The organism is Coprococcus sp. TM115-187 (assembly GCF_027679115.1).
GTDB classification, from domain to species: domain Bacteria; phylum Bacillota; class Clostridia; order Lachnospirales; family Lachnospiraceae; genus Allocoprococcus; species Allocoprococcus comes.
Window position 1 is genome coordinate 1 of sequence record NZ_JAQEKS010000008.1, and the last position, 21,157, is coordinate 21,157.

Genomic DNA, 21,157 nt, shown 5'->3' on the forward strand with positions numbered 1-21,157 from the left:
CAGAAAAAGAGCAAGCAGTCGCAGCATATTTAGCCGGCGAAGGTTCTCATATGGAAATTTGTCAAAAGTTCAAAATTCTTTCGACCAGTCAACTCAGAAGCTGGATTAAGAAGTATAATGGTCATGAGGAGCTAAAAGCTTCCAGAATGGGAGATACAGGCATCATGACCAAAGGAAGAAAAACGGCATTTAATGAACGGGTAGAAATTGCGGCATATTGCATTAGCCATGATCATAATTACACTGAAACATCTGAAAAATTTAAAGTTTCTTATCAGCAGGCACGAAACTATACGGTTAAATATGAAAACGGTGGAATTAATGCACTACAAGACAATCGTGGCAAAAGGAAATCAGAGAATTCTCTTTCAGAAATTGAAAAACTTTAAGCAGAATTGAAGATGGAAAAAGCCAAGCGGAAAAAAGCTGAAATGGAGACATCATTCCTAAAAAAAAAAAAACTCGACGAAATAGAGAGGAGGCGGGGTTAAGCCTGTTGAGGCAAGGGCAGATTTATCAGGCAATTAAAGAGGAAAACGAAACATACGGTTACCCAATCAGTGCACTTTGCAAACTTGGAAATGTAAGCAGATCTGCTTATTATAAATGGCTTCATAGAGAGATTCCAGCTAATGAAATTAAAAACTTGCGTATTTCAGATGCAATCGAAAAGATACACACGGATTCTCCTGACAAAGGCTATCGAAGAATACGAGATGATCTGGAACGCTATTATGGAATAAAGGTAAATGACAAACGGGTTCTTCGTATTTGCAGAAAGAAAAATATTAAATCCACAATTAAATATGCTAACAATGGATGCACACGTCAATCCGCAAATCCACAATACATAGCGGAAAATGTATTAAACCGAGAGTTTTTTGCAGATGCACCTAATCAGAAATGGCTTACAGATGTGACGGAATTTAAATATTACATCGGTTTGGAAAAACATAAGGTTTATCTTAGTGCAATACTAGATTTGTATGATAGACGGATTGTGTCCTATGTAATTCGAGATAACAATAATAACGCATTGGTCTTTGATACTTTCGACAATGCCATTGCCAGTAATCCAGATGCACGCCCGCTGTGTCATAGTGACAGAGGATTTCAATATACAAATCGAAGCTTCCATAATAAACTGGAAGCTGCCGGAATGACGCAAAGCATGTCCAGGGTTGCAAAATGTATTGATAATGGTCCGATGGAAGGATTCTGGGGGATTATAAAAAGAGAACGTTATTATGGGAAAAGATTTACGAGTCGTACAGCACTTGTGGGCATGATTGAAAGCTACATGGAATATTACAACAATAGACGATTACAAAGGAATCTTGGAGTTTTAGCCCCAATGGAAAAACATGAACAATATATATTAGCCGCATAAAAACTGCCACCAGTTTTTCATCTAGTGGCAGAAATAAATTTTATTTTTTTAATTGTCTACTTGACGGGAAGCAGTTCAGAATATCAGTAAGGTTTCTTTGCAACTATCTCGTATACATAGTTTCTTCTTCTTCTTCATCGCCACCAGGATTTATCGTGCCGAGCTGATTCCAGTCCAAAATAACGGAATCAGTAAACGCATTGATGACAAGACCGGTTAATGTATATTGTGATCTCTTTGCCATATCCATCACATCAGAAAAGCATACTTCTCTTTGCGAAAATTTCTTTCCATATTCCTTCATTTCCGCTCTACTTGTAAACACTGGAAGATAATATCTTTCTCCATTTTTCAGAATATCCAGCTGGTTTTTTTCACTAATATATGGAACCCATACTTTGCTGTTCTTCAAAGTCTCTATCATATTATTTTCTGCAGACCAACTTTTTTCTTTTTTATAAATGTTCAGTGTTTCCTCCAGGCTTTTAGGGCTGTCAGCTGATACAAAATCATTATTTTTTTTCGCCTGCTGCCAGGAGCTTCCATTATTAGTAGTTTCGGATGTGTGAATTTCTGTATATGTATTGTTCTGTGTTGTTCTGGCTGTGGTATTCCCGGTATTGTTCCCCGGTTTGTTTCCAACAGATATTTCCTGATACTGTTTCCATTTCTTATCAATTCGGATTGCACCAGCCAAAGAGAGTGCTAAGGCTATCACCCCAACGCCTACGGATCCGCCTGATATAATTGCCAGGAGTGCATATACCAATTCTGTTATAGCAACAATATACGCCATTTTTGTTGTTTTCTTTTTTATCAGGAGGATTCCTATAACAATACTAATTACCATAAACAGCATATTAAGCTTTACTGCCCATAGCTGGTTCACTTCCTCAAGGCTTCCTCCAGCCCGAAGTACGCTTTGACATACCTTTCCATACTCTGAACAAATCAATACCCCTGATCCAATAGATACCACCCCGGCCCAGGTGAAAAAAGAACGTATCTTTTTAAAATTAGGCAAAGCTGTAAATTCTTCCTTTGTAAGTCCCTTCGGAAGTGTATTAAGATCAATTTTTTCCGCCATTCTTATCTTCTCCTTTTATACTTTTTTATATTTGGTTTTTATTACTACTCTGTCTTCAGGACATATCTGACTTCTACACGTCTGGATGCTGCGGCATCTTCTTTTCCTTCTCCATCCAGAATCAGATTATTTGCTCCATTACCGACAACCTCGATAGCATTCGCAAGTTCCGGATAACCTGCTTTGATATAATCTGCAACAGTCTTTGCTCTTTCCTCCGAGAGTTTTAAATTGTAAGCCTCGTCTCCTGCTGAATCGGTATAACCCTCCACTACGATTGTCGATACCTTTCCATCTTCTATCGCACTGGATATTACCGGTACATAGGCTGCAAGGAATTGATCCAGATAAGCTTTTCCCTCTTCTGACAAATCTGCCTTATCCCAGGCAAAAAGCACATTATTATCCATCTGTACTGTTCCCGTCGACTCGTCTATCTTCGTAGAATCAAGTCCCTGCTCTTTGAAGGCTCCCATGAGTCCGCTTGAGACTGCTGTCTGGTTTTCTTTTAACTCTCCCAGCTTATCTTCACTCATACTGCTCACATCAGCATCTGTCTCTAAATTATCACTTAATTCACCATTCCAATATGCAGTGGAATCATAAACATAAGGATACCATTTTCCATCAACACAGATGGACAAGCCTCCATCCATTCCTCCATTTGGTCGGTTAGTAATCAGGAAAATCCCTGTGATTTTTCCACCTTCGCCTTCTTCAGATTCTCCAAGATCATAATTGTAACGATAGGTGCTGTCCCAGGTAAGAGTAAACTGATTGCCATCAATCTGTGTTTTTACATTCTCACCTGTTCTTCCATCTGCCCACTCAATATAAGAATCATAACCGTCTTCCGTATTCAAAGACAAATGAACTATCCCATCATATCCGGAACTAGAATTTTTGGCATATCCCCATTCATAAAGTCCTTCATTCTTTTTTTCTGCGTAAAGTATATCCGCAGATTTAAGTCTTGTACTTTTTCCGTCCTTAGACAAAATTAAATCCAGTCCATCGAAGCCATAAGAGTATTCAACCCAATCCTTGCGATCCTGTACATGATATCCCAGATTAGTTTCATCCTCATCATCCATAATCAAAGCTTCTAATCCCATATAGAGTTTGTCTCCTACTACTTCGTAGGCAAATGTGAAGAGAGTATTTACCGAATAAGAATATTCTCCATCCTCACTATATTTTTTTCTTTCGACAAAAGAGGCATGAATGTGATTATATTGCCAATATTCATGCAATGCGCCAATCTGCTGGTCTGTCAGACCTTCCTCTTCTTTCAGTTCTTTGTCTGTTTTTCCAGACAGGTCATAAATCAGGAAATCAGTGTCTGCATATATCTGTATCGGAAGAATCTGCACCTCATATTTTTCCGAATCCTCAAGCTGGAGAGTCATATAGTCATAATCATCCGCATGCTCATTCGCATAGGAACCATCTTCATCTTTATAGTTTTCTTCATTCCGATAGGTCCCGTAAAGCATATAAGCCTGCGGATCTGATCCTAAATCCACCAGCTCTGCATTTTTAGTTTGCTTACTACCACTACTATTACTGTCACTACTATACTTAATGCCAGCTCCACATGCTGTAAACACCATTGTGGACATCAAAAGGCTAAACAATATACAAAACTTTTTCATACCTTTCTTTTTTCCCCTTCACCTTACTCCGTATATACACTAAAGAACTGATCCGCCTGATCTACTACATTCAGATCTACTCCAATTATATTGACAGCTAACATATACCGTGAATCCTGCTCATTCACCAAAAACACAGTCACACCATAATACGAAACATCATAGTTCTTAAATGTATATTGTGCCGCATAATGTTTCTCACCCAAAAATGTGATTTCTTCCACATTATTTTGAAATTCAGTAACCTGTGCATCTTCTCCCATCAATTTTTTAGCATCATCCTCAGTCATCACTGAATTTTCCGCTATTTTCTTTTCTTCATCCCATGTAGCTGTTTTATCTAAAACCGCTGCATTTTGAATGTTCGTTTCAATATATGTATTCCCATCCTCCGCCGAAAAAACTACCGCACTTCCCATCGAAATTAAAGATTTTAAATAATCATAAGTGCCTTCTGAATTAGAAGATTCTACAATGTCCGCATCGTTTAGTGCGACATTGTTTCTATTTTCCAACGTATAAGTATCTGGGAGGGAAATTGCAAATCCAAAGGAAGGATTTTCATATCCCTGGGATACATACCGCCCAATCATATCATCACTTATTTTATCCTCTTCATCGGCAGAATCTGCTTCTGATTCATCACTTTTTTCTGCTTCTTTTTTTGCAGATCCCATCAATCCGCTATCTGATTTGGACGATGTATCGTCAGTTGTCATCTTAATTCCACCGCCGCATCCTGTTAATCCAGATAAGCTCAGGCAACCTGCCAGAACAAGTGCAAAAATCTTAACTTTTCGATTCCTCATACTCTCTCTTCCTTTCTTTTCCTGTTTCTCTTATGGTTGGAAATTTTCCCAGCCACTTTAATTAAATATCTTCATTTACAAGAAGTAACAGCCCCGGTATAAATCCGATCATAGTAGCCGCTATCTTTAATCCGTCACTGATTGGCTCTCGTCTTTCGATTCTTCCTAGAATTTTCTTTCTGATAGGAATACACCATAACAACGCAATTCCAAGCGTACAGATTCCCATTATAACTGTACATATATTCAAAGCCTTCCTTATTGTTTTAAGTTCCTTCTCATCCGGATAAGCCCCTTCTAAAACAGCAGGTCCTTCTTCTATATTCCTTTTATCTTCAGTGACATGTACAGAACTCCACTCATCCTCATCATCTAAATGCTTTCCATTCTCCTTACCATCATCTACGGAAACCCATCCTCCCGTCAGCTCGCTATCATCATCCGGCAGTTTCGGTTTTCCGGGTGGTTCAGGCTTCGGCAGTTCTGGTATACTTCCACCTGATTGTAATACCTCCAACGCCTGATACATTTCTCTGGCAGAAGAGAATCTGTCTTTTGGTGCATATGCACATGCTTTCAAAACGATATTCTGTAAATCCCTGCTTCCGTATTTTGGCCGTGGCAAAGGATCCCCTTTTTCTCTCCTTGCCTGTGCCAGTTCGATTTCATCATGAGTTGGTAAATGATCCGCATCAATAAACGGACGCTTACGGTTATTCAGCATCCAGTAAAGCACCAGTCCAAGACTGTAAATATCTACCTCTTTTCCGTATTCTTCTCTTTTAATCACTTCCGGCGCCATATAACGCTCTGATCCTACTGTCGTTGCCTGGGTCGTATGATCCATAGTTCTGGCAATTCCGAAATCACCTAATTTATAATCGCCAAATTCCGATACCATAATATTTTCCGGCTTAATATCTCTATGTACGATATTTTTAGAATCACAAAGCATCAGCGCCGAACAGATATCTTTTCCGACTTTTATAACCATTTCCTCAGGAATAATTCCTGCATACTGTTTGATCAATGTAGTCAATGGGGTCAGCAGTTCCATACGGATAAAAACATCCCATCCAATTCCGTCTTTATGCGGTTTTGCTTCAAAATCATCGCAGCTGACAATATTGGTCTGCCCTTTAAATGCCAGCATGATCTGATACTCATCTACGTATCTGTGAAGCATATTTTTATACTTATTTCTTACACTGACAAGATCATATCCATCTGTAAAATCAGCTTCAATGTCTTCTTCATTTTTTGGGAAAGAAATCACCTTTACAGCAGCATCTTCCATGACACCCGCCGAATTCCGCTGTGCCAGATACACACTGCCATAACCGCCTCGTCCCAGCCTTTTTACAATCTTCCATCCCTGCCAGGGCAGAGCTGGATATCTCTCCTCATCCATTTACATCTCCTGTAATTCTATCTGTTTATTTCCAAAACAATTGCTGTAATATTGTCCTTACCGCCTGCATCTAACGCTGCTGTGAGAATTGCATCGACACACTTCGCCGTACTTTGCGTTTGCTGCATCATGGTTTCCAGAAAATCTACCGGCACCATGTCACTCACGCCATCGCTACAGATAAGAAAACGATCTCCCCTTTTCGTCTGCAGGCAATCCATATAGGGGAGTACGCGCACTTCTTCCGGATTCATTCCCATATACTGGGTCAGATAAGGCTTTCGTCCTTGAATACCGTTTTCTTTCATATAGACTTCATCTGTCTGATCTTCGGAAATCTGCCGAAGCTTCCCATCTCGCAGGAGAAAACATCTGCTATCCCCCACATTTACAGTCCAAACCTGGTTTCCTGTAAAATACAGTCCTGCCAAAGTAGATCCCATCATCTCCGCATCCAAACGAAGGGTTTCCTTAAATATCCTGTCATTTACATGCGTACACATTTTTTCCAGATAGCCTTTTTTACCTGCAATATCATCTGCTTCTTCTGCATTCAAGTATTCCTCTGTTGCCTTTGCCCCCATATAGGAAGCAATTTCACCATATTCTCCGCCTCCCATGCCATCAAAAACAGCAAAGAATCTGTCCTTTTTTAGCGGAAAATTTTTCTCTAAAATACTTCCGAGTCCATTATTACAGCTTGCCATATAGCGTCCCGCAAAGAAAAAATTGTCCTCGTTATTTTTCCTGCGTCTGCCTGTATGACAGCTGCAGGCGGCGGAGATTCTCATTATGCTCCGATTACGTGCCAAATAAATGTCGCTGATCATACTATGAATCACTTTCTTTCTCAGCATCGTTTTCATCTGTTTCTTCTAATGCAGTTCGAAAAACCTGCATTTCTGCATCTACAAAACCTACGAAAGAAACGTTCTCGATATCCTCCTGCATAAAGAGAAACATGGTTTCCGAATCGATATACCCCTCCGGATAGGGAACTGCGATATAATCGTAGGTTTTTTCATCCCCTTCCATTTCAACCTCAACGCCTATTGTCATTAACTTTTTTGTCGCACCTTTTAAGGTTACAACACTTCCATTTGGTAGTAATTGCTTTGCCATTTTATTTTCCTTTCTCGTCCTAACCAACGGCCAGATCTGCTATAGTATTGCCAAGTTTTCCTGCTGACTTTATAGATTTAATCGTACCTGTGACGACGTCATATCCAAAATTAGCTACAGAGTTGGGGTCTATATTAAGTACAGTCTTAATAATTCCATCTTTGCTGAGATATTTAAGATCATTGTCGATAACGTCATCCATGTGAATTTCTCCCCATACCTTTGACGTTTCTGCGGTGCCGCTTGTTATAGTTTGAAGCTTACCAAAAGATTTTCCAAGTTTATCTACACCATTTAAGAAAGAAACAACGTCCAATCCTGTGTAGGCCCAGCTGCCCATTTTTTCTCCCAGCTTCTCATCTCCAAAGAGGATTTCTCCTGTCTCTCCACCTTTTTTTACAAGAAACTCCTTTAATGCATTTGTATTACCAACCTTGTTATAGTCACCGGTATAGGTGTATGTTGCATCCATCATGCCATTATAAATATCATTGCAGGCACTTAAAGTAATACAAGCAGCTACAGGAAGTGCTGCACCACCGGAGCCTGCTACCAGAGCTACCGCACCGGCAATTTTGACAACACCTGCACCAACTTTTACAGCAGATTTTCCATATTGAAGTGCCTTATAAACAAATCCTTTTTCATCATAGGATTTTTTTATTTTTGCAACAGTCTTCTTTCCTTTTTTTACAATTGCTTTCGACACTCCTGCCATATCTGCTTTCAAAGAATCCAAAAAACCGTCTTTTTTCTTTTTACTTTTTGCTTTTACTTTTTTAGATTTCTTTTCCCAATTTCTGTAATCCTCTATGACATCAGTCATCCCCTGTACCTGTCCGGGACTAATTCCCTCACCAGCTTCTCCTCCGAACACCTTAAAAAGAGACTGGTCTACCGACTGCATGGTTGTAGCACTGTTTTTCGCTGCTGCCGCCCCACTGGAAAGAAGCTCTGTAATACTTGCAAAGCTTTGCTGGGCGCTGCTTATTTTCCCTGCAAAATTATGTGCTAACAGTTCACTCCAATTATTGTTGGTGTCATTCAGAGTACCCGTAACCTTCGAAAACAGGGATTCATATTCTGCTGTCAGGCTCTGCATTTCACCAGCCTGCGCCAACAGGACTTCTGGATCTAATATAATTCTGGATGCCATTCTTCTCCTCCTGTCCCTACAATTTCATACTTGCCAGATCGATTACAGAAGAAAGATTGATATCTCCTGCTCCGATTGATTTATTAATTGGCATTACACCCTCCGGGATATTGCTTGTCGTAGTCCCACTTCCGATCGGCTGGATCGTAAGCATGGAGGCAATGATGCTCTCTACGCTGGTAAACATTTCTGATATATTTTTCTCATCTGTCGTAAAATTCTCTGCAACCACCTTCATGACATTTGCAAAATTTCCGGATTTTTCACTGATTTTCAAAATCTCCTGGGCATTCGAACGGGTATAGTCATTGATAGCATCCCTCTCTTTGCAATTCCAGTTGTTATGTTCCGTGATGGATGTCAAAATTCTTACTGCCTCTTCCACTTCTCCATAGGCATTTGCAATCGTCTGGGCGATTCCCGTAATTGTCTGTGGATTCACATCTATAATCATCTTCTCATCTCCTAGCATCCCCTGATAGAGTACGAACTTTCCTGATCTCTTGACACAAATTTTGTCCTGGCAGACTCCATATAGGATATAAATTCCTGTAAAAGCTCTTTCATCTGCCCTGCTTTTTGAATTCTCTCTGTCATAATATTAATATAAGCCGTGCTTGCCTCTCCCTCCCAGGAAGAAGCAATCTGTGTCATAAGCGTCTGTGTCCGTGCATTCAAAGAATCCAGTTCATTTATATAGGCTCGCATAGATGAAATATTGTTCTGCAATCCATCTGCGTCAATTCTAATATTAGCCATGTTGGATACCTCCACTCTAATTCATGTTTTGTGCTGCTGCCATAATCTCCTTGAGCATTTCATCCTTCGCCTTATAAACAGCAAGCACATGACGAATATAATTTGTCGTTTCCTCCAAATTACTATCAAGCCTTTGAATCTGGTTAATCAGTTCCTGGGATTTATCATAAATAGCCTGGGCTGTCTCACCTTTTGAATTTGCCCCTTCTGTCTGAGCTGCTCTCAGACTCTGCAATGCATTTTGCAGGATAGACTGTGCCCGCTCGATTTTCCTGATATCCTCTCCGGCTGCGACATCATCAATTGTTATTTTTCCATTTTCATCTTTGTATGCCATTCTCTCAGTCTCCCATCAGAATCTTTTTTGCCTGCTCACAAACGACATTTTTTTCAACCAGGTGAAGTATCGTTTCTTCTTTTTGTTCCGGAGCTATCTCATAGAAAGAACCACCTTTTTCTGCATAGAAATAGAGACAGGTATCCTTTCCGATATGAGTACCTTTCAGAATGATGCTCCTTTCTGCCTGGTCAATCGCAATGTATGCTTCTCTTTCCTCTGTATGCACATCTTCCTCCAAAAGAGAATACAGCATCTTTTCTATTCCTTCTTTGTCCTGTGCCCTGACACGGTACTCCTGCGCCCGGCACTCTACAGATGTAATCTGATTCTCCATATGATGAAATTTATAATGTACAGATGCTCCTGACTCTTCCCGTAAAATCAGCTCAGATTCATACATCCCCTGATAAACCGGCTGCAACATTTCTATACATGCCGGCTCTACTTCCAGATTGCCTAAGAAATCCTCCTCGGCATATCCCTTCCTTTCAAGACCATCCAGAATTTCCTGCGCTTTTATTTTCCCCCGCTTTCCAATATCCTGCATAGCGGCAATATAATCATAATCCAGATATTTTCCGCCACTTGCTTTTCCGATATAATAGATTTCTTCCGGAGATAGTATTAGTTCTTTCATTCTTTTCATCACTCATTTCTGTCTCAGCACATCTTTGTGCGAGGACGTATCCCCGCACAAATTGCCTTTTCTTACTGTCCCATAGATGCAGCAAGTCCTCCGTCAGTTTCTTCCATAGTATTGGCAGCTGTATCCAGCTTCTGTGCAAAGCTTTCCAGAAGTTCTCCAAAAGATGTAAACTGCGCATTGTAGCTTTCGAAATTTGATACAAAAGCTGTTGCAGCCTCACCTTCGAATACGCCACTCATGCTGTTTACAATTGTGCGCATGTTGCTGATACACTGTTCAAAATTAGCCTTTTCAGTGCGGATATTTGTTGCGTTACTTCTCATTTCCTCTGGAGTTACAATAATTTTCATTTGATTTCCACCTTTCCTTAATACATCATTTCTGACTTTTTTATCTTTAAAAACATACATCGTTTTTAAGATCGTTTTATTTCGTAATCTTTTTATTTTAGATACATTCTTCTATCTATATCCCTGTATTTCCAGGATATCTCCGTTCCATACACACTCTTCCAACAAAGAATTCTCTGCGTTTAATCTTCTTCCATTCCTCTGATCCACAAGACTGACCTGTTCCGGGTCAAAGCATGCCAAAGGATCCAATCCTTCCAGAGAATCTGAAATATCCTGCATCAAGTCTTTGATCTTCTGATTTACAGGAAGTTCCAAATCATATTCTTTTTTTTGCTTTATTCTTATTGTGACTATGATTCGATTCATCTTCCCATCCTCCTAACTATCTATGCACTTGATCTTCCTGCTGCCATTGCCTGCAAAAAAGATTCCAAAGCCTTTTTCTAGCTCTGCATTTCTTTGGCTTTGCGTAAAATTATTCTTATAAAAGCCTTCATAATGCACTGCCGTATCTGACAAAGCCAGAGCAACACCGGAAGATTTGAGGTCCACACCAAGCTGATCCTGCGTATAAAAATTGAAAAGATCACCCTGACGGATTCCACAGAGGACCAGCACACCATAACCTTTTGTCTTTGTCATAATCCTGTGTAACTGCAGCTGTATATCATCCGGTAACTTGCTGCATTCTTTGATGTCATCGATAAGCAGGATCATCCAAGGCTCTTCCGTGATTTCGGCCGCAGCTTCTTTTCTTTTTCGCATGCGATCTGTCAGTTCTTTGAAGATCTGGGAAAATAAATCCTGTACTTTCTCAGTTTCTGACAGTTGCGCATAAGCAGTTCCCCTCTCTTGCAAGTCAGCCAGAGATTTTCTCTCTGAGTCCAGGCAATATAAAAGTGTATTGCCATTCACTTCCAGTACCATCCGTCCTATTCTGCGAAGCATTGCGCTCTTTCCACATCCAACTCTTCCGGTAACTGCCATTGCCGTCGTTTCTCCAGGCATTACATGAACCGCTTCTATGCTTTCTGCATCCAGTCCAACGGCAATTCCCTGCTCGTTGCTACTGAGATCTGCCATACTTTTCACAGAAATGCTTTCTGGAAGAACCGGTATTCTCAAAGCAGGTTTTCCTTTCCAGGCTCTTGTCATGCCCTCTGCTTCTGCTTTCAAAGCCATTTCACGCTCTTTATCATTTTCTCCAGGTTCATACATTGCCTTCTGGAAATTGATCAGTTCCTGATTTACTTTGATCAGAGCATTACCTACTCTATCCGGCAATCTTGCCTCTCTCACCTGTCCTATTAAAGTGCTGTATTCACTTCGGTCAGACTGCATGAAAGAAATAGCCCCGGAAACATTTGCCGTCAGCTTATAAGGCACGCCTGTATTGTTCACACCTGTATAAACAAAATAGATTCCTTTTGATGGACCCTCGCTAAAAAGACGGACAAATACGTCTTTATAATCCTGGTTCGATTCCAGAATACCACTGAAGCGATCAATCAAAACAAAAACAGCCGGCATCTCTTCACTAACCAGTTCCCGGTAAGCTTTCAGAGAATCCACTCTCTCCTGATTGAAGATTTTTCTTCTCTCGTTCAGGAAACTGATCAGCATATTTATAAGCTTACCCAGCTTCTCTTCCTGTCCGGATCCCACAACGCCTCCCACCTGCGGGAAGGCCTCCATACCTGCCATATCCGCAATGATATAAAGATGCATATCCTGCGGAGAATACATACGGCATAAAGATGTTGCAATCGTCCGGAGCAATGATGTCTTTCCTGTCTGCGAGCTTCCAAAGACACCGAAATTGCCTTCCTTCAGGAAATCCATATACTGTATTCCCTGCACCTGAAGCTCCGGTCTGTCAAAAATACCTATCGGCACTGATAACCAAGGAGCATCTGTCATCTCCCATTTTTCTCCGTCAAAGCCACCCTCAACCGGCAGTTTCTTCCAGCTAAAGAGATCTGGAAGTTCTGTTTTCCACGGCGATGGCTGCTTCTCTATACCTGCCGCTTCTGCTGTTCTTGCTATATAAGCTATCACTGCCTCAATTTCTTTCTTATCCGAAACAAATCGGGTGTGGTTTTCTTCTACTGTTTTGATACGCGATCCATCTACTTCTACATAGCGCACTTCCAAAGCACCCTGCTCTTTATTTTCCTGATAAGGAGCTCCGGACCAGGCGGATTGGATCAACGCGAAAATTTCTGCCTTTTCGGAAGTTCCGACTCTTACATAAGCTCTTCCTGCCTGTGTAATCATCGCCGCATCCGGTTCATGAATCATCACCTTGCTGGCGGCAGCATTTTGCACCTTCATACAAATCTGATATTGGGTATTATTCCAGGTTCCCTCATCTACTGCATCTGCCGGACTTTGGGTAGCCAGAATCAGATGTACGCCCAGAGAACTTCCTTTTGCAGCTATGGAGTCAACTATTTTTTTGACAACCGGTCTTTCCTTGATCAGCTCTTTAAATTCATCAAATACGATCAGAAGTCTTGGCACCGCTCCTTTAAACTCACCCTTGTGATATCCTTTTATGTATTCCTTGATATCCTTTGCACCTACCGAAGCAAAAATGGCTTCTCTTCGCCTCAGCTCATGCTCCAGCGATTGAAAACATCTGTCAATCCCACTGCCAACATCCGTAATAATTCCACAAACATGTGGAAGCTTTTCAAGCGATGTTGCCGTACTTCCGCCTTTATAATCAATCACTACAAAAGAAACATCCTCCGGATGATAATTACATGCAATAGATAAAAGCCATGAAATAAGCAGTTCACTCTTTCCCGATCCTGTCATACCTGCGACAAGACCATGAGAGCAGTGTCTGTGAAGAGATAATGAAAACAGCTTGCCGCCTTCACCTTCCCCTAACGGCGCAGTGATATTCACAGCGCTATCATTCTTTTTCCATCTTTCCAGCACGTTCAGGTCGCGTACCTTGTTTGTATCCATGCATTGCAGAAAGGTAAGCGAAACCGGGATCTGTCCCTTGACAGCATCTTCAACCTCGATAGCCGACATCTGTCTGCAAAACGCATCAAACTTTCTCTGTGGAATCGGCTGATCCATGGTAAACCACATTTTCTCATCTGCTCTGTATTTATAAAAAGCGGTGGCCGTTCTGTCATCATACGGATCATCCACATTTACAATATACTGGCAGAAATTCGGCAGATAATACTGTTCATCATATAAAAAGATTGTTGATATCCCCATAGCAGGATCATTTTCGGAAAGCATTGATAAAAAGCACTCCGTTTTTTTCCTGGAAGCGAAAAGAAAAATATAATGTGGAATCGGACTCGTCCCATTTTTCCACTTCGCCTGAAAATCCGGATCCTTTCGTTCCGCAATGATACTGTTTACTTTCTCACGGAATTTAGCATAAGAATCTACATATCCTTTTTCACTATTCAGCGAAAGACTTGCAAGAGATTCTTCTGTAAGCGGATCAAAATTCAAATATCTGGTCTGCAATTCATCGTCCCAGATATGAGGAAGCCAGCGCAAAGATTTCCATTCTTCCTCTTCTTCCGGATCAAAAACGCCTACAATACGAACATCTCTGAAAAAGTGCAATGTAGAAAGCGAAACCAGTATATTCTTTAATAAGTCTGTCACCTTGCCCCTGTTTCCGATCACGCCTACAGAACTATACTTTAAAAGATCCAGTCTGGCAGGGACATCATCTACCAAATGAGTCTCCTGTATAATACGGTCTGTCAGCTCCTCCAGTTCATCCCTTTCCATATGGAAATCGTTGACATCTGTAGGCGGCTTTACATCTACACAAAGAGGGGCATACCCGGCGCCCATTCTGACCTGCAGAAAATCAGAGTCTGTCGCTGTTCTCTCCCATAAAGAAGTCGACATCTTATTCAGAATTGTTTCGCATATTTCCGGCGAAGGATTCTCCTGGTTTATGATTTCCTTTTGTTTTTTTCCGATAGCATGAATATGCGCTTTTTCTCCTGCAATATAGTCCGCATATTTCTGGAAACGTTCTTCCTCTTCGACCATAAGCATCTTACGCGCTTTTTTATTGCTATTTCCAATCAGGCTTCCAACAGGGGAAATCATCATTGCTGCACGCATAGCAAGCATAGCAGGAGAAAAACTCGACATTGCAAGCGAAGCTCCTGCCATGGCGCCACTACTTAAAAGTGGCAAAAAGTTGGCTTTCCTGATAGAAAATCTTTGTGGTTTATTAGGTAAATGCGACAATCTCACCTCATCCACAGGCAAGGATTCTCTGATTCTCGGCGAACGATGGTATACCGGATACCCTTTCTGCATAGAAACAATATTCGTCGCCATCCCAGGATGATTTATCTCTTTCTGATATTTGAGTTCCGGTGTTTCATGAAGATTATAAAAATATAAAGTGTTTTCTTTGCAAATAATACGCAAATCACAAATATCAATTTCATCACCGGATTTCAGCATTGCCTTTTTAAGGGGACTTCCATTCAGATAAGTGCCATATTTACTCCCTAAATCCTCTATTCGTATTTTTCCTCTTTCAGATGTAATGAGCAGGTGATTTCTGCTCACATAAGAATCATTTAACACAATATCATTTTTTTTAGATCTTCCGATATGAATCTGACACTCATAAGGAATCGGATATGATTCTGAATATTCTCCGGTATCCCTGGTAAACCTTACTTCTATTTTCGGAAATTCACAAATATTAACTAACTTAGCTTCTTCTTTCATTTCCTTTACTGACAAGGGGATTTTTTTTGCATTCAACTTCAGGATTTGTTTTTTTGCATGAAAACAGATCCCAAGTTGCCCGTCTACGCCAAGCTCTGACATCGGAAATGCATCTTTTTCACCAGATCCAATGGTATATTTTGTTCCTTCTTCAATATTCACCCGATATAAATGCTTTTCAGTGAAAATTGTAACTACATAACTCATACTGTTCCTCTGATTCCTTCCTCTAAACAAATGGTTTCCGACATCTTTTATATCAGATTCAACAGAACCTCCAGCCTCCTGTTTTTTGCAAACGCCGGTGTTCCGTCTTTCTTCATAATTTGCCAGACCATGGTATAGATACCTTCTATCGGTGGCGTTGCGAATTCCACTTTGACAGAGATTTTTTCCCCCGGCATAACATGCGCTTTAAGTGGTACGCATAATTCCTTTTTCACGTAAGAAAAGTTATCTCCGTTGATACACTCCAAATAATACTCATTCCAAATAGTCATTCCTGTATTTTGAATAATCCAGGTGTGAGAATACAAATTCCCTGCAATAATCGGGACAGAAAGTCGAGGTATTTCTTCTATTACATTATAATTTTCACCCCGGATTGCTTTATCCTCTTCAAAATCCATTACCATGAAATGCAATCCTATTCCCAATTTATCCGGGAAAACAATCTTTCCTTTGCTATCCTTCATTTTCCAGTTCATAACATAAGTTCCCGGTTTGTCCGGTGCATAAAATGATACACTTGGAGACACTTTATCTCCCGGGTAAACAAATTTCGGAATCTGAAGAATTCTGTTTTTTTCATCTAATTCCATCATAGACTGATTACATTCATAATATCGATTCTCCCATAGAGTATCCCCTACATTTTTGATTACCCATGTATGATTTATTTTTTCTCCCGGCGATACAATGCTCATATCCGGTGGATATTCATATTGAAATAATGCAGCATCTTTTATTGCTGCACCATTACTCTCCTCTTCTCCCTTAAGTTGCGCACTCTGTTCTTGATTATACAAATACTGTACGTAAATCTGATTAATTTCTTCCGGTAAAATAGCCAGTAGAACATAAAACGTCAGTACGTTCCCCCATTTTGTTTTCAACTGATTTGTCTCGTCATCAAACAAATATGATCTAAGCTTCCTCGAAATCTCGATTCCTTCTTTCTCTACAATCCGTAAAAAGCTTTCATTCATAACCTTTTCGGAAATCTGACCACTCAAAAGCTCATTCGCTTTTCCTTCTATCCTCGAGATAGTCCATGGTTGTTCAAATAAAAATGTGCGTAATGATGCAATATATCGGGCTTCTCCTTTACAATTCGAAAAAAATCTGCTTCTTCGTGCTTTATCATTCCAGATTTTAAAATTGATCCATCGTATTTCCATTGGAAGAAGTTCTTCAAAAAAATCTTTTTTCGAACGGTATTTGGGGGGAACATTCCACACAGATGGATTTTCTTTACATTTGCCCGGATAAAAAATCTCATAAACTTCTTTTAAATTCATTCCGGCTGTCCCTCCTTTATTCAAGCACCATTATTTTTCAACAAATATGTTGAATATGCATGTTTATTTTAACATTATAAGGTTGTATTTACATTGATTTTTAGGTTGTAATTTTTTCCAAAAAAATTCCTACAAACTGCTTAACTTCACAGTTCGTAGGAATTTCGTCTTTTATCTCTTTTTCATTGACCCTCGAGTGCGCTTCTATGATATGATGATACCATGGTCCAAAGTATAACAATTATTATTTCTTTACTTCCGGACTTCTTCCATACTTGCTTTACGGAAAAATTCCGCGAATATCAAATCATTACAAAGGAGATTTTTATCATGAGAGAAACTATTTTGGGCAATCATCTGCAAAAAATTCCTTCCATTGCAGTCGGATGCATGCGACTTTCTGAAAAATCGAAGAAGGAAATGAACCATTTCATTCACTCTGCATTGGAACAGGGCGCATATTTCTTCGATCATGCGGATATCTATGGCGGCGGTATGAGCGAGATTGTGTTCGGCGAAGCCTTTGCCGGCGATCCATCCCTGAAACGGGAAGATATTTACCTGCAGTCAAAATGCGGCATCCGGCAAGGTTATTATGATCTCTCAAAAGAGCACATTTTGAAATCTGTCGATGGTATTTTAAAACGGCTTCAGACAGATTATCTCGATCTTCTGCTGCTTCACCGTCCGGATGCACTCGTAGAACCGGAAGAGGTTGCTGCCGCATTTGATGTTCTGTTTGAGAGCGGAAAGGTCCGCCATTTTGGTGTTTCAAACCACAAACCGATGCAGATTGCACTGCTACAGAAGTATGTCTGCCAACCGCTCGTTGTCAACCAGGTTCAATTCAGCATTCCGGTTTCCAATCTTGTTGCAAATGGCATGGAAGTCAATATGGAAACCCCCGGTTCAATTGACCACGACGGAAGTCTGCTCGACTACTGCCGCCTCCACGATATCACCCTCCAGGCCTGGTCACCATTTCAGATGCCGGCATGGAAAGGATGCTTTCTCGGAAGTGACGAATACCCGGAACTGAATCAAAAGCTTCATGTACTGGCTGAAAAATATAATGTCAGCGACACTACCATTGCGGCTGCGTGGATTTTACGCCACCCGGCAAATATGCAAATCATTACCGGAACTACAAGCGAAAGCCGCCTGAAAGAAATTATCGCAGCATGTGAGATAACACTGACTCGTGAAGAATGGTATGAGCTGTACCTGGCTGCAGGTCATCCGCTTCCATAAGGATTTTTGGCATTATATTTCTGATTTTATATTCTTGCTGACTTATGCTATTACCCGCACCGTTGGTGCGGGTAATTCTATTTCCGGAATAAACAGACAGTTAGCAAACTGAAGCTGCTTTATCAGTTGGCCACGATTTTCTAAGTGCCACATAGGAAATCACAAAATTGGCAAACCAGCCAGCCGGTACAGCAAGCCAGACAAATTCGATACCAAAACGAGGTGCAAAAATCAAAGCAACTGCCAGGCGGATTGCAAGGTTTACCATATTGGCAACGAGAAACGGGCGCATAACACCAAGTCCACGGAGTACTCCATCTGTTGCCATCTTGATACCCATAAAAATGAAAAAGTAACCAAGCCATCTCATATAATCCCCGGACACCTGATATGCCAGGGCGGTTCCGTCTTTCCCCAGGAATAACGAGGAAATCTGGGTATGCAGCGTTTCAATGACTATAAAAGCAAGAACTGCAAAACATAAATCCAATACCAGTGCCGCATGATATCCTTTTTTGATACGTTCCATTTTCTTTGCGCCAAAATTCTGGGAAACATACGGTGAAACTGCATTTCCAATGGATACAAAAATCAGTGAAAAAACGTTCTCTACCCGCATCGTTGCCGAATAACCGGCAAGTGCCTGTGTACCGAATGGATTTACAACTGCCTGTACGATCATCATGCCAATTGACACTGTAGACTGCTGAAGAACAGATGGCACAGCGATCCGAAGCATGGAATGCAATTCCTTCCCGTCAAACCAGTCAAAATGACTTTTATATCGACGCATCCGGCTAAAGAAAATCAAAAGTGAAAACACTGCCGAAATCCCCTGCGCAATGAGGGTTGCAAGAGCTGCACCAAATACCCCCAAACCAAATCCGGCTACCATCCAGAGATCCATAAAAATATTCAAAATAGAAGAAAATATCAACAGTCCCAATGGAATCTTTGATTCACCGATCGAAGTAAACATCGTTGAAAGGATGTTATACATAAACAGAAACGGAAATCCCACAAAATAAACACGAAGGTATAGTACTGCTTCATCCAGTATATCAGCAGGTGTCTGTAATAAACTCATCATCGAATGGGAAAAACAAAAGCCAAATATACCCAGAAGTACGCTTAGAATCAGGAAGCTGATCAATGATGTTGACACAATTGTTTTCATTTTACTATAATCTCTGGCTCCAAAATAACGGCTCACGAGCACTCCTGCACCTACACCGGCACCCAATGCTATACAAATGAAGACATTCGTAAGTGCGGCGCAGGCACCGACTGCCGCCAGTGCAGACGAACCAACAAACTGACCTACGATAATAGAATCAGCCATATTATATACTTGTTGAAAAAAGCTGCCTAAAATCATAGGCATTGCAAAAACAGTTAATGCTTTAAGAGGTGCATCTGTAATTAAATATTCATCTTTTGACATCCTCCAGTTCCTCCTGCTGTTTATTTTTTTCGTACTTCCTCAATTCCTCCAGTGCCTCTCCACCCATAGGATACAAAGTCACAATATTAAAAATCGTCATAAGTCCGATTCCCACATCGCCAAGATCCCATACAATATGATAAGCCGCAATTCCTCCGATAAAGAGCATCACAAGTGCGAGGATTTTATATGCTGTCTGCCAGCACCACTTATCCCCTAAAAGATATGCCACATTTCCTCTTGCATAAAACAGGATTCCAAGAAACGTTGAAAAGCTGAAAAGGAACAACGTAACCGCAATAAAGATCACGCCAAATTTACCGAGATGATAATTCATTGCTGTCTGCAAAAGTTCCATTCCTTCCAGTCCTGCTATCATCTTTTCCGGCACAAGAAGCATGATCATCGCCGTACAGCTGCAGATCACAATTGTATCTATAAATACACCCAATGCCTGTATAAATCCTGCTTTTACAGGCGTATCACATTCTGCAGCCGCAGCTGCGCATGGTGCTGATCCCGAACCCGCTTCGTTGGAAAATAACCCTCTTTTTACACCATTCATAAGAACTGCTCCGAACCCTCCGGCTGCTGCCTGACGGATTCCAAACGCTTCCTGGATAATCCGCTCAAATACACCCGGAAGGCTTCGGATATTCAACAAGATAATGACTATCGTAATCACAAAATAGCAGACTGCCATGATTGGAACCAGAATATCCAACACCTTTACTGTGGCATTTTTTCGCAGTACGATCACTGCCGCAACGGCTACCAGAATCACCGTCGTAAAAATTGGCGGAATCCCAAATGCATTTTCAAAAGAAGATGCAACCGAATTACTGATCACCTGACTGATCCCGGCCCAGCAGATAAGCCCTGAGATTGCAAAGAGCACCGCAATGCAGACATGTTTCTTTGTCTTTCCTGTCCGTCTCTCTACATAATGATGCATATAATATGCCGGACCTCCGCGGTAGCCTCCGTAAAGCGGATCTTTCTCTTTATAAAGCTGTGCAAGCGTTGCCTCGATAAAAGCGGTTGAAGAACCGATGACTGCTGTGATCCACATCCAGAATACCGCACCGGCACCGCCTGCGGAAACGGCAGCGACTACTCCTACCAGATTTCCCATTCCGACTCTTGTTGCAGTTGAGACGATCAGTGTCTGAAAAGTCGACAGACTGCCATCTTCCTTCTTTTTCCCGGTAAGCGCGCGAACCATATCTCCAAAAAGACGAACCGGCAAAAATCTTGTTCTGATCGTAAAATAGATTCCTGTGGGAATCAGTAAAATAATAAGCAATGACACACCAAAAGAGGAGCCTCCCGGAAGTGGTATCCTGAAAAGATCTCCCCATAAAAATTGGTATACTGCCTGAATCCATGTAGTTATCATTTCTCTTGTTTCCTTTTCTTTAAATTATTGTTCTCGTTTATCTTATCACAAAGCTATTCTTTAAAATAC

General features: G+C 40.9%; 20 protein-coding genes. 3 read left to right on the forward strand and 17 right to left on the reverse strand.

Annotated elements, in window-relative coordinates; translation table 11 throughout:
* Positions 1 to 389 (forward strand): helix-turn-helix domain-containing protein (locus PGW42_RS07425; protein ID WP_270235128.1); only part of this gene is annotated, 389 nt, incomplete at its 5' end.
* Between the two features lie 107 nt (positions 390 to 496).
* Complete coding sequence (locus PGW42_RS07430) at positions 497 to 1,390, forward strand: IS3 family transposase (RefSeq protein ID WP_270235129.1); 894 nt, start codon at positions 497 to 499, stop codon at positions 1,388 to 1,390.
* A gap of 103 nt (positions 1,391 to 1,493) precedes the next feature.
* On the opposite strand, the gene PGW42_RS07435 is transcribed toward PGW42_RS07430, so the two are convergent.
* The 15 genes from PGW42_RS07435 to PGW42_RS07505 all read right to left on the reverse strand — a co-directional run bounded on the left by PGW42_RS07435 (position 1,494) and on the right by PGW42_RS07505 (position 16,994).
* Positions 1,494 to 2,477, reverse strand: a complete 984-nt coding sequence (locus PGW42_RS07435; RefSeq protein WP_270202978.1) for an SseB family protein — start codon at positions 2,475 to 2,477, stop codon at positions 1,494 to 1,496.
* Between the two features lie 44 nt (positions 2,478 to 2,521).
* The gene (locus PGW42_RS07440; protein WP_270202977.1) at positions 2,522 to 4,132 is read right to left on the reverse strand and encodes an OmpA family protein; all 1,611 of its coding nucleotides are present in this window, start codon (positions 4,130 to 4,132) and stop codon (positions 2,522 to 2,524) included.
* 23 nt (positions 4,133 to 4,155) lie between these two features.
* Positions 4,156 to 4,941, reverse strand: coding sequence for a hypothetical protein (locus PGW42_RS07445; RefSeq protein WP_227084667.1), 786 nt, complete (start codon positions 4,939 to 4,941; stop codon positions 4,156 to 4,158).
* 61 nt (positions 4,942 to 5,002) lie between these two features.
* Positions 5,003 to 6,352 carry a serine/threonine-protein kinase gene (locus PGW42_RS07450; protein ID WP_270202976.1) on the reverse strand — a complete coding sequence of 450 codons (1,350 nt, stop codon included), beginning with the start codon at positions 6,350 to 6,352 and terminating at the stop codon, positions 5,003 to 5,005.
* 17 nt (positions 6,353 to 6,369) lie between these two features.
* Positions 6,370 to 7,059 (reverse strand): PP2C family protein-serine/threonine phosphatase, encoded by a 690-nt coding sequence (locus PGW42_RS07455; protein ID WP_270202975.1) that lies wholly within the window; start codon positions 7,057 to 7,059, stop codon positions 6,370 to 6,372.
* A gap of 124 nt (positions 7,060 to 7,183) precedes the next feature.
* Complete coding sequence (locus PGW42_RS07460; RefSeq protein ID WP_227084665.1) at positions 7,184 to 7,474, reverse strand: DUF4176 domain-containing protein; 291 nt, start codon at positions 7,472 to 7,474, stop codon at positions 7,184 to 7,186.
* A 19-nt stretch (positions 7,475 to 7,493) separates the two neighbouring features.
* The gene (locus PGW42_RS07465) at positions 7,494 to 8,630 is read right to left on the reverse strand and encodes a WXG100 family type VII secretion target (protein ID WP_270202974.1); all 1,137 of its coding nucleotides are present in this window, start codon (positions 8,628 to 8,630) and stop codon (positions 7,494 to 7,496) included.
* A 16-nt stretch (positions 8,631 to 8,646) separates the two neighbouring features.
* Positions 8,647 to 9,084, reverse strand: coding sequence for a hypothetical protein (locus PGW42_RS07470; RefSeq protein WP_270202973.1), 438 nt, complete (start codon positions 9,082 to 9,084; stop codon positions 8,647 to 8,649).
* 11 nt (positions 9,085 to 9,095) lie between these two features.
* Complete coding sequence (locus PGW42_RS07475) at positions 9,096 to 9,389, reverse strand: WXG100 family type VII secretion target (RefSeq protein WP_270202972.1); 294 nt, start codon at positions 9,387 to 9,389, stop codon at positions 9,096 to 9,098.
* Positions 9,390 to 9,405: 16 nt separating this feature from the next.
* Entirely contained in the window at positions 9,406 to 9,726 is a 321-nt protein-coding gene (locus tag PGW42_RS07480; RefSeq protein WP_008368736.1) for a hypothetical protein, read from the reverse strand.
* A gap of 4 nt (positions 9,727 to 9,730) precedes the next feature.
* Entirely contained in the window at positions 9,731 to 10,366 is a 636-nt protein-coding gene (locus tag PGW42_RS07485; protein ID WP_270202971.1) for a hypothetical protein, read from the reverse strand.
* Between the two features lie 71 nt (positions 10,367 to 10,437).
* Positions 10,438 to 10,725, reverse strand: coding sequence for a WXG100 family type VII secretion target (locus PGW42_RS07490; RefSeq protein ID WP_270202970.1), 288 nt, complete (start codon positions 10,723 to 10,725; stop codon positions 10,438 to 10,440).
* Between the two features lie 111 nt (positions 10,726 to 10,836).
* Positions 10,837 to 11,094, reverse strand: a complete 258-nt coding sequence (locus PGW42_RS07495) for an EsaB/YukD family protein (RefSeq protein ID WP_270202969.1) — start codon at positions 11,092 to 11,094, stop codon at positions 10,837 to 10,839.
* A 12-nt stretch (positions 11,095 to 11,106) separates the two neighbouring features.
* On the reverse strand, positions 11,107 to 15,681 hold the full coding sequence (gene essC, locus PGW42_RS07500; protein WP_270202968.1) for a type VII secretion protein EssC: 4,575 nt from the start codon (positions 15,679 to 15,681) through the stop codon (positions 11,107 to 11,109).
* Between the two features lie 47 nt (positions 15,682 to 15,728).
* Complete coding sequence (locus PGW42_RS07505; protein WP_270202967.1) at positions 15,729 to 16,994, reverse strand: NBR1-Ig-like domain-containing protein; 1,266 nt, start codon at positions 16,992 to 16,994, stop codon at positions 15,729 to 15,731.
* Between the two features lie 330 nt (positions 16,995 to 17,324).
* On the opposite strand from PGW42_RS07505, the gene PGW42_RS07510 reads away from it, so the two are divergent.
* Positions 17,325 to 18,245, forward strand: coding sequence for an aldo/keto reductase (locus PGW42_RS07510; protein ID WP_270202966.1), 921 nt, complete (start codon positions 17,325 to 17,327; stop codon positions 18,243 to 18,245).
* Positions 18,246 to 18,345: 100 nt separating this feature from the next.
* Here the strand turns inward: PGW42_RS07510 and PGW42_RS07515 are convergent, their stop codons facing one another.
* Positions 18,346 to 19,689, reverse strand: coding sequence for an MATE family efflux transporter (locus PGW42_RS07515; RefSeq protein ID WP_270202965.1), 1,344 nt, complete (start codon positions 19,687 to 19,689; stop codon positions 18,346 to 18,348).
* Positions 19,676 to 21,088 (reverse strand): alanine/glycine:cation symporter family protein, encoded by a 1,413-nt coding sequence (locus PGW42_RS07520; protein WP_270202964.1) that lies wholly within the window; start codon positions 21,086 to 21,088, stop codon positions 19,676 to 19,678. Before PGW42_RS07520 ends, PGW42_RS07515 begins: the two co-directional genes overlap by 14 nt.
* Between the last annotated feature and the right edge of the window lie 69 nt (positions 21,089 to 21,157).

What these genes read in the sequence shown, in the direction of transcription:
- PGW42_RS07480 (WP_008368736.1), bottom strand. Translation starts at nt 9,726, where the DNA reads ATGGCATACAAAGATGAAAATGGAAAAATAACAATTGATGATGTCGCA.
- PGW42_RS07455 (WP_270202975.1), bottom strand. Translation starts at nt 7,059, where the DNA reads ATGGCAAGCTGTAATAATGGACTCGGAAGTATTTTAGAGAAAAATTTT.
- PGW42_RS07490 (WP_270202970.1), bottom strand. Translation starts at nt 10,725, where the DNA reads ATGAAAATTATTGTAACTCCAGAGGAAATGAGAAGTAACGCAACAAAT.
- PGW42_RS07505 (WP_270202967.1), bottom strand. Translation starts at nt 16,994, where the DNA reads ATGAATTTAAAAGAAGTTTATGAGATTTTTTATCCGGGCAAATGTAAA.
- PGW42_RS07445 (WP_227084667.1), bottom strand. Translation starts at nt 4,941, where the DNA reads ATGAGGAATCGAAAAGTTAAGATTTTTGCACTTGTTCTGGCAGGTTGC.
- PGW42_RS07440 (WP_270202977.1), bottom strand. Translation starts at nt 4,132, where the DNA reads ATGAAAAAGTTTTGTATATTGTTTAGCCTTTTGATGTCCACAATGGTG.
- PGW42_RS07450 (WP_270202976.1), bottom strand. Translation starts at nt 6,352, where the DNA reads ATGGATGAGGAGAGATATCCAGCTCTGCCCTGGCAGGGATGGAAGATT.
- PGW42_RS07485 (WP_270202971.1), bottom strand. Translation starts at nt 10,366, where the DNA reads ATGAAAGAACTAATACTATCTCCGGAAGAAATCTATTATATCGGAAAA.
- PGW42_RS07460 (WP_227084665.1), bottom strand. Translation starts at nt 7,474, where the DNA reads ATGGCAAAGCAATTACTACCAAATGGAAGTGTTGTAACCTTAAAAGGT.
- PGW42_RS07465 (WP_270202974.1), bottom strand. Translation starts at nt 8,630, where the DNA reads ATGGCATCCAGAATTATATTAGATCCAGAAGTCCTGTTGGCGCAGGCT.
- PGW42_RS07515 (WP_270202965.1), bottom strand. Translation starts at nt 19,689, where the DNA reads ATGTCAAAAGATGAATATTTAATTACAGATGCACCTCTTAAAGCATTA.
- PGW42_RS07520 (WP_270202964.1), bottom strand. Translation starts at nt 21,088, where the DNA reads ATGATAACTACATGGATTCAGGCAGTATACCAATTTTTATGGGGAGAT.
- PGW42_RS07475 (WP_270202972.1), bottom strand. Translation starts at nt 9,389, where the DNA reads ATGGCTAATATTAGAATTGACGCAGATGGATTGCAGAACAATATTTCA.
- PGW42_RS07470 (WP_270202973.1), bottom strand. Translation starts at nt 9,084, where the DNA reads ATGATTATAGATGTGAATCCACAGACAATTACGGGAATCGCCCAGACG.
- PGW42_RS07510 (WP_270202966.1), top strand. Translation starts at nt 17,325, where the DNA reads ATGAGAGAAACTATTTTGGGCAATCATCTGCAAAAAATTCCTTCCATT.
- PGW42_RS07495 (WP_270202969.1), bottom strand. Translation starts at nt 11,094, where the DNA reads ATGAATCGAATCATAGTCACAATAAGAATAAAGCAAAAAAAAGAATAT.
- PGW42_RS07435 (WP_270202978.1), bottom strand. Translation starts at nt 2,477, where the DNA reads ATGGCGGAAAAAATTGATCTTAATACACTTCCGAAGGGACTTACAAAG.
- essC (WP_270202968.1), bottom strand. Translation starts at nt 15,681, where the DNA reads ATGAGTTATGTAGTTACAATTTTCACTGAAAAGCATTTATATCGGGTG.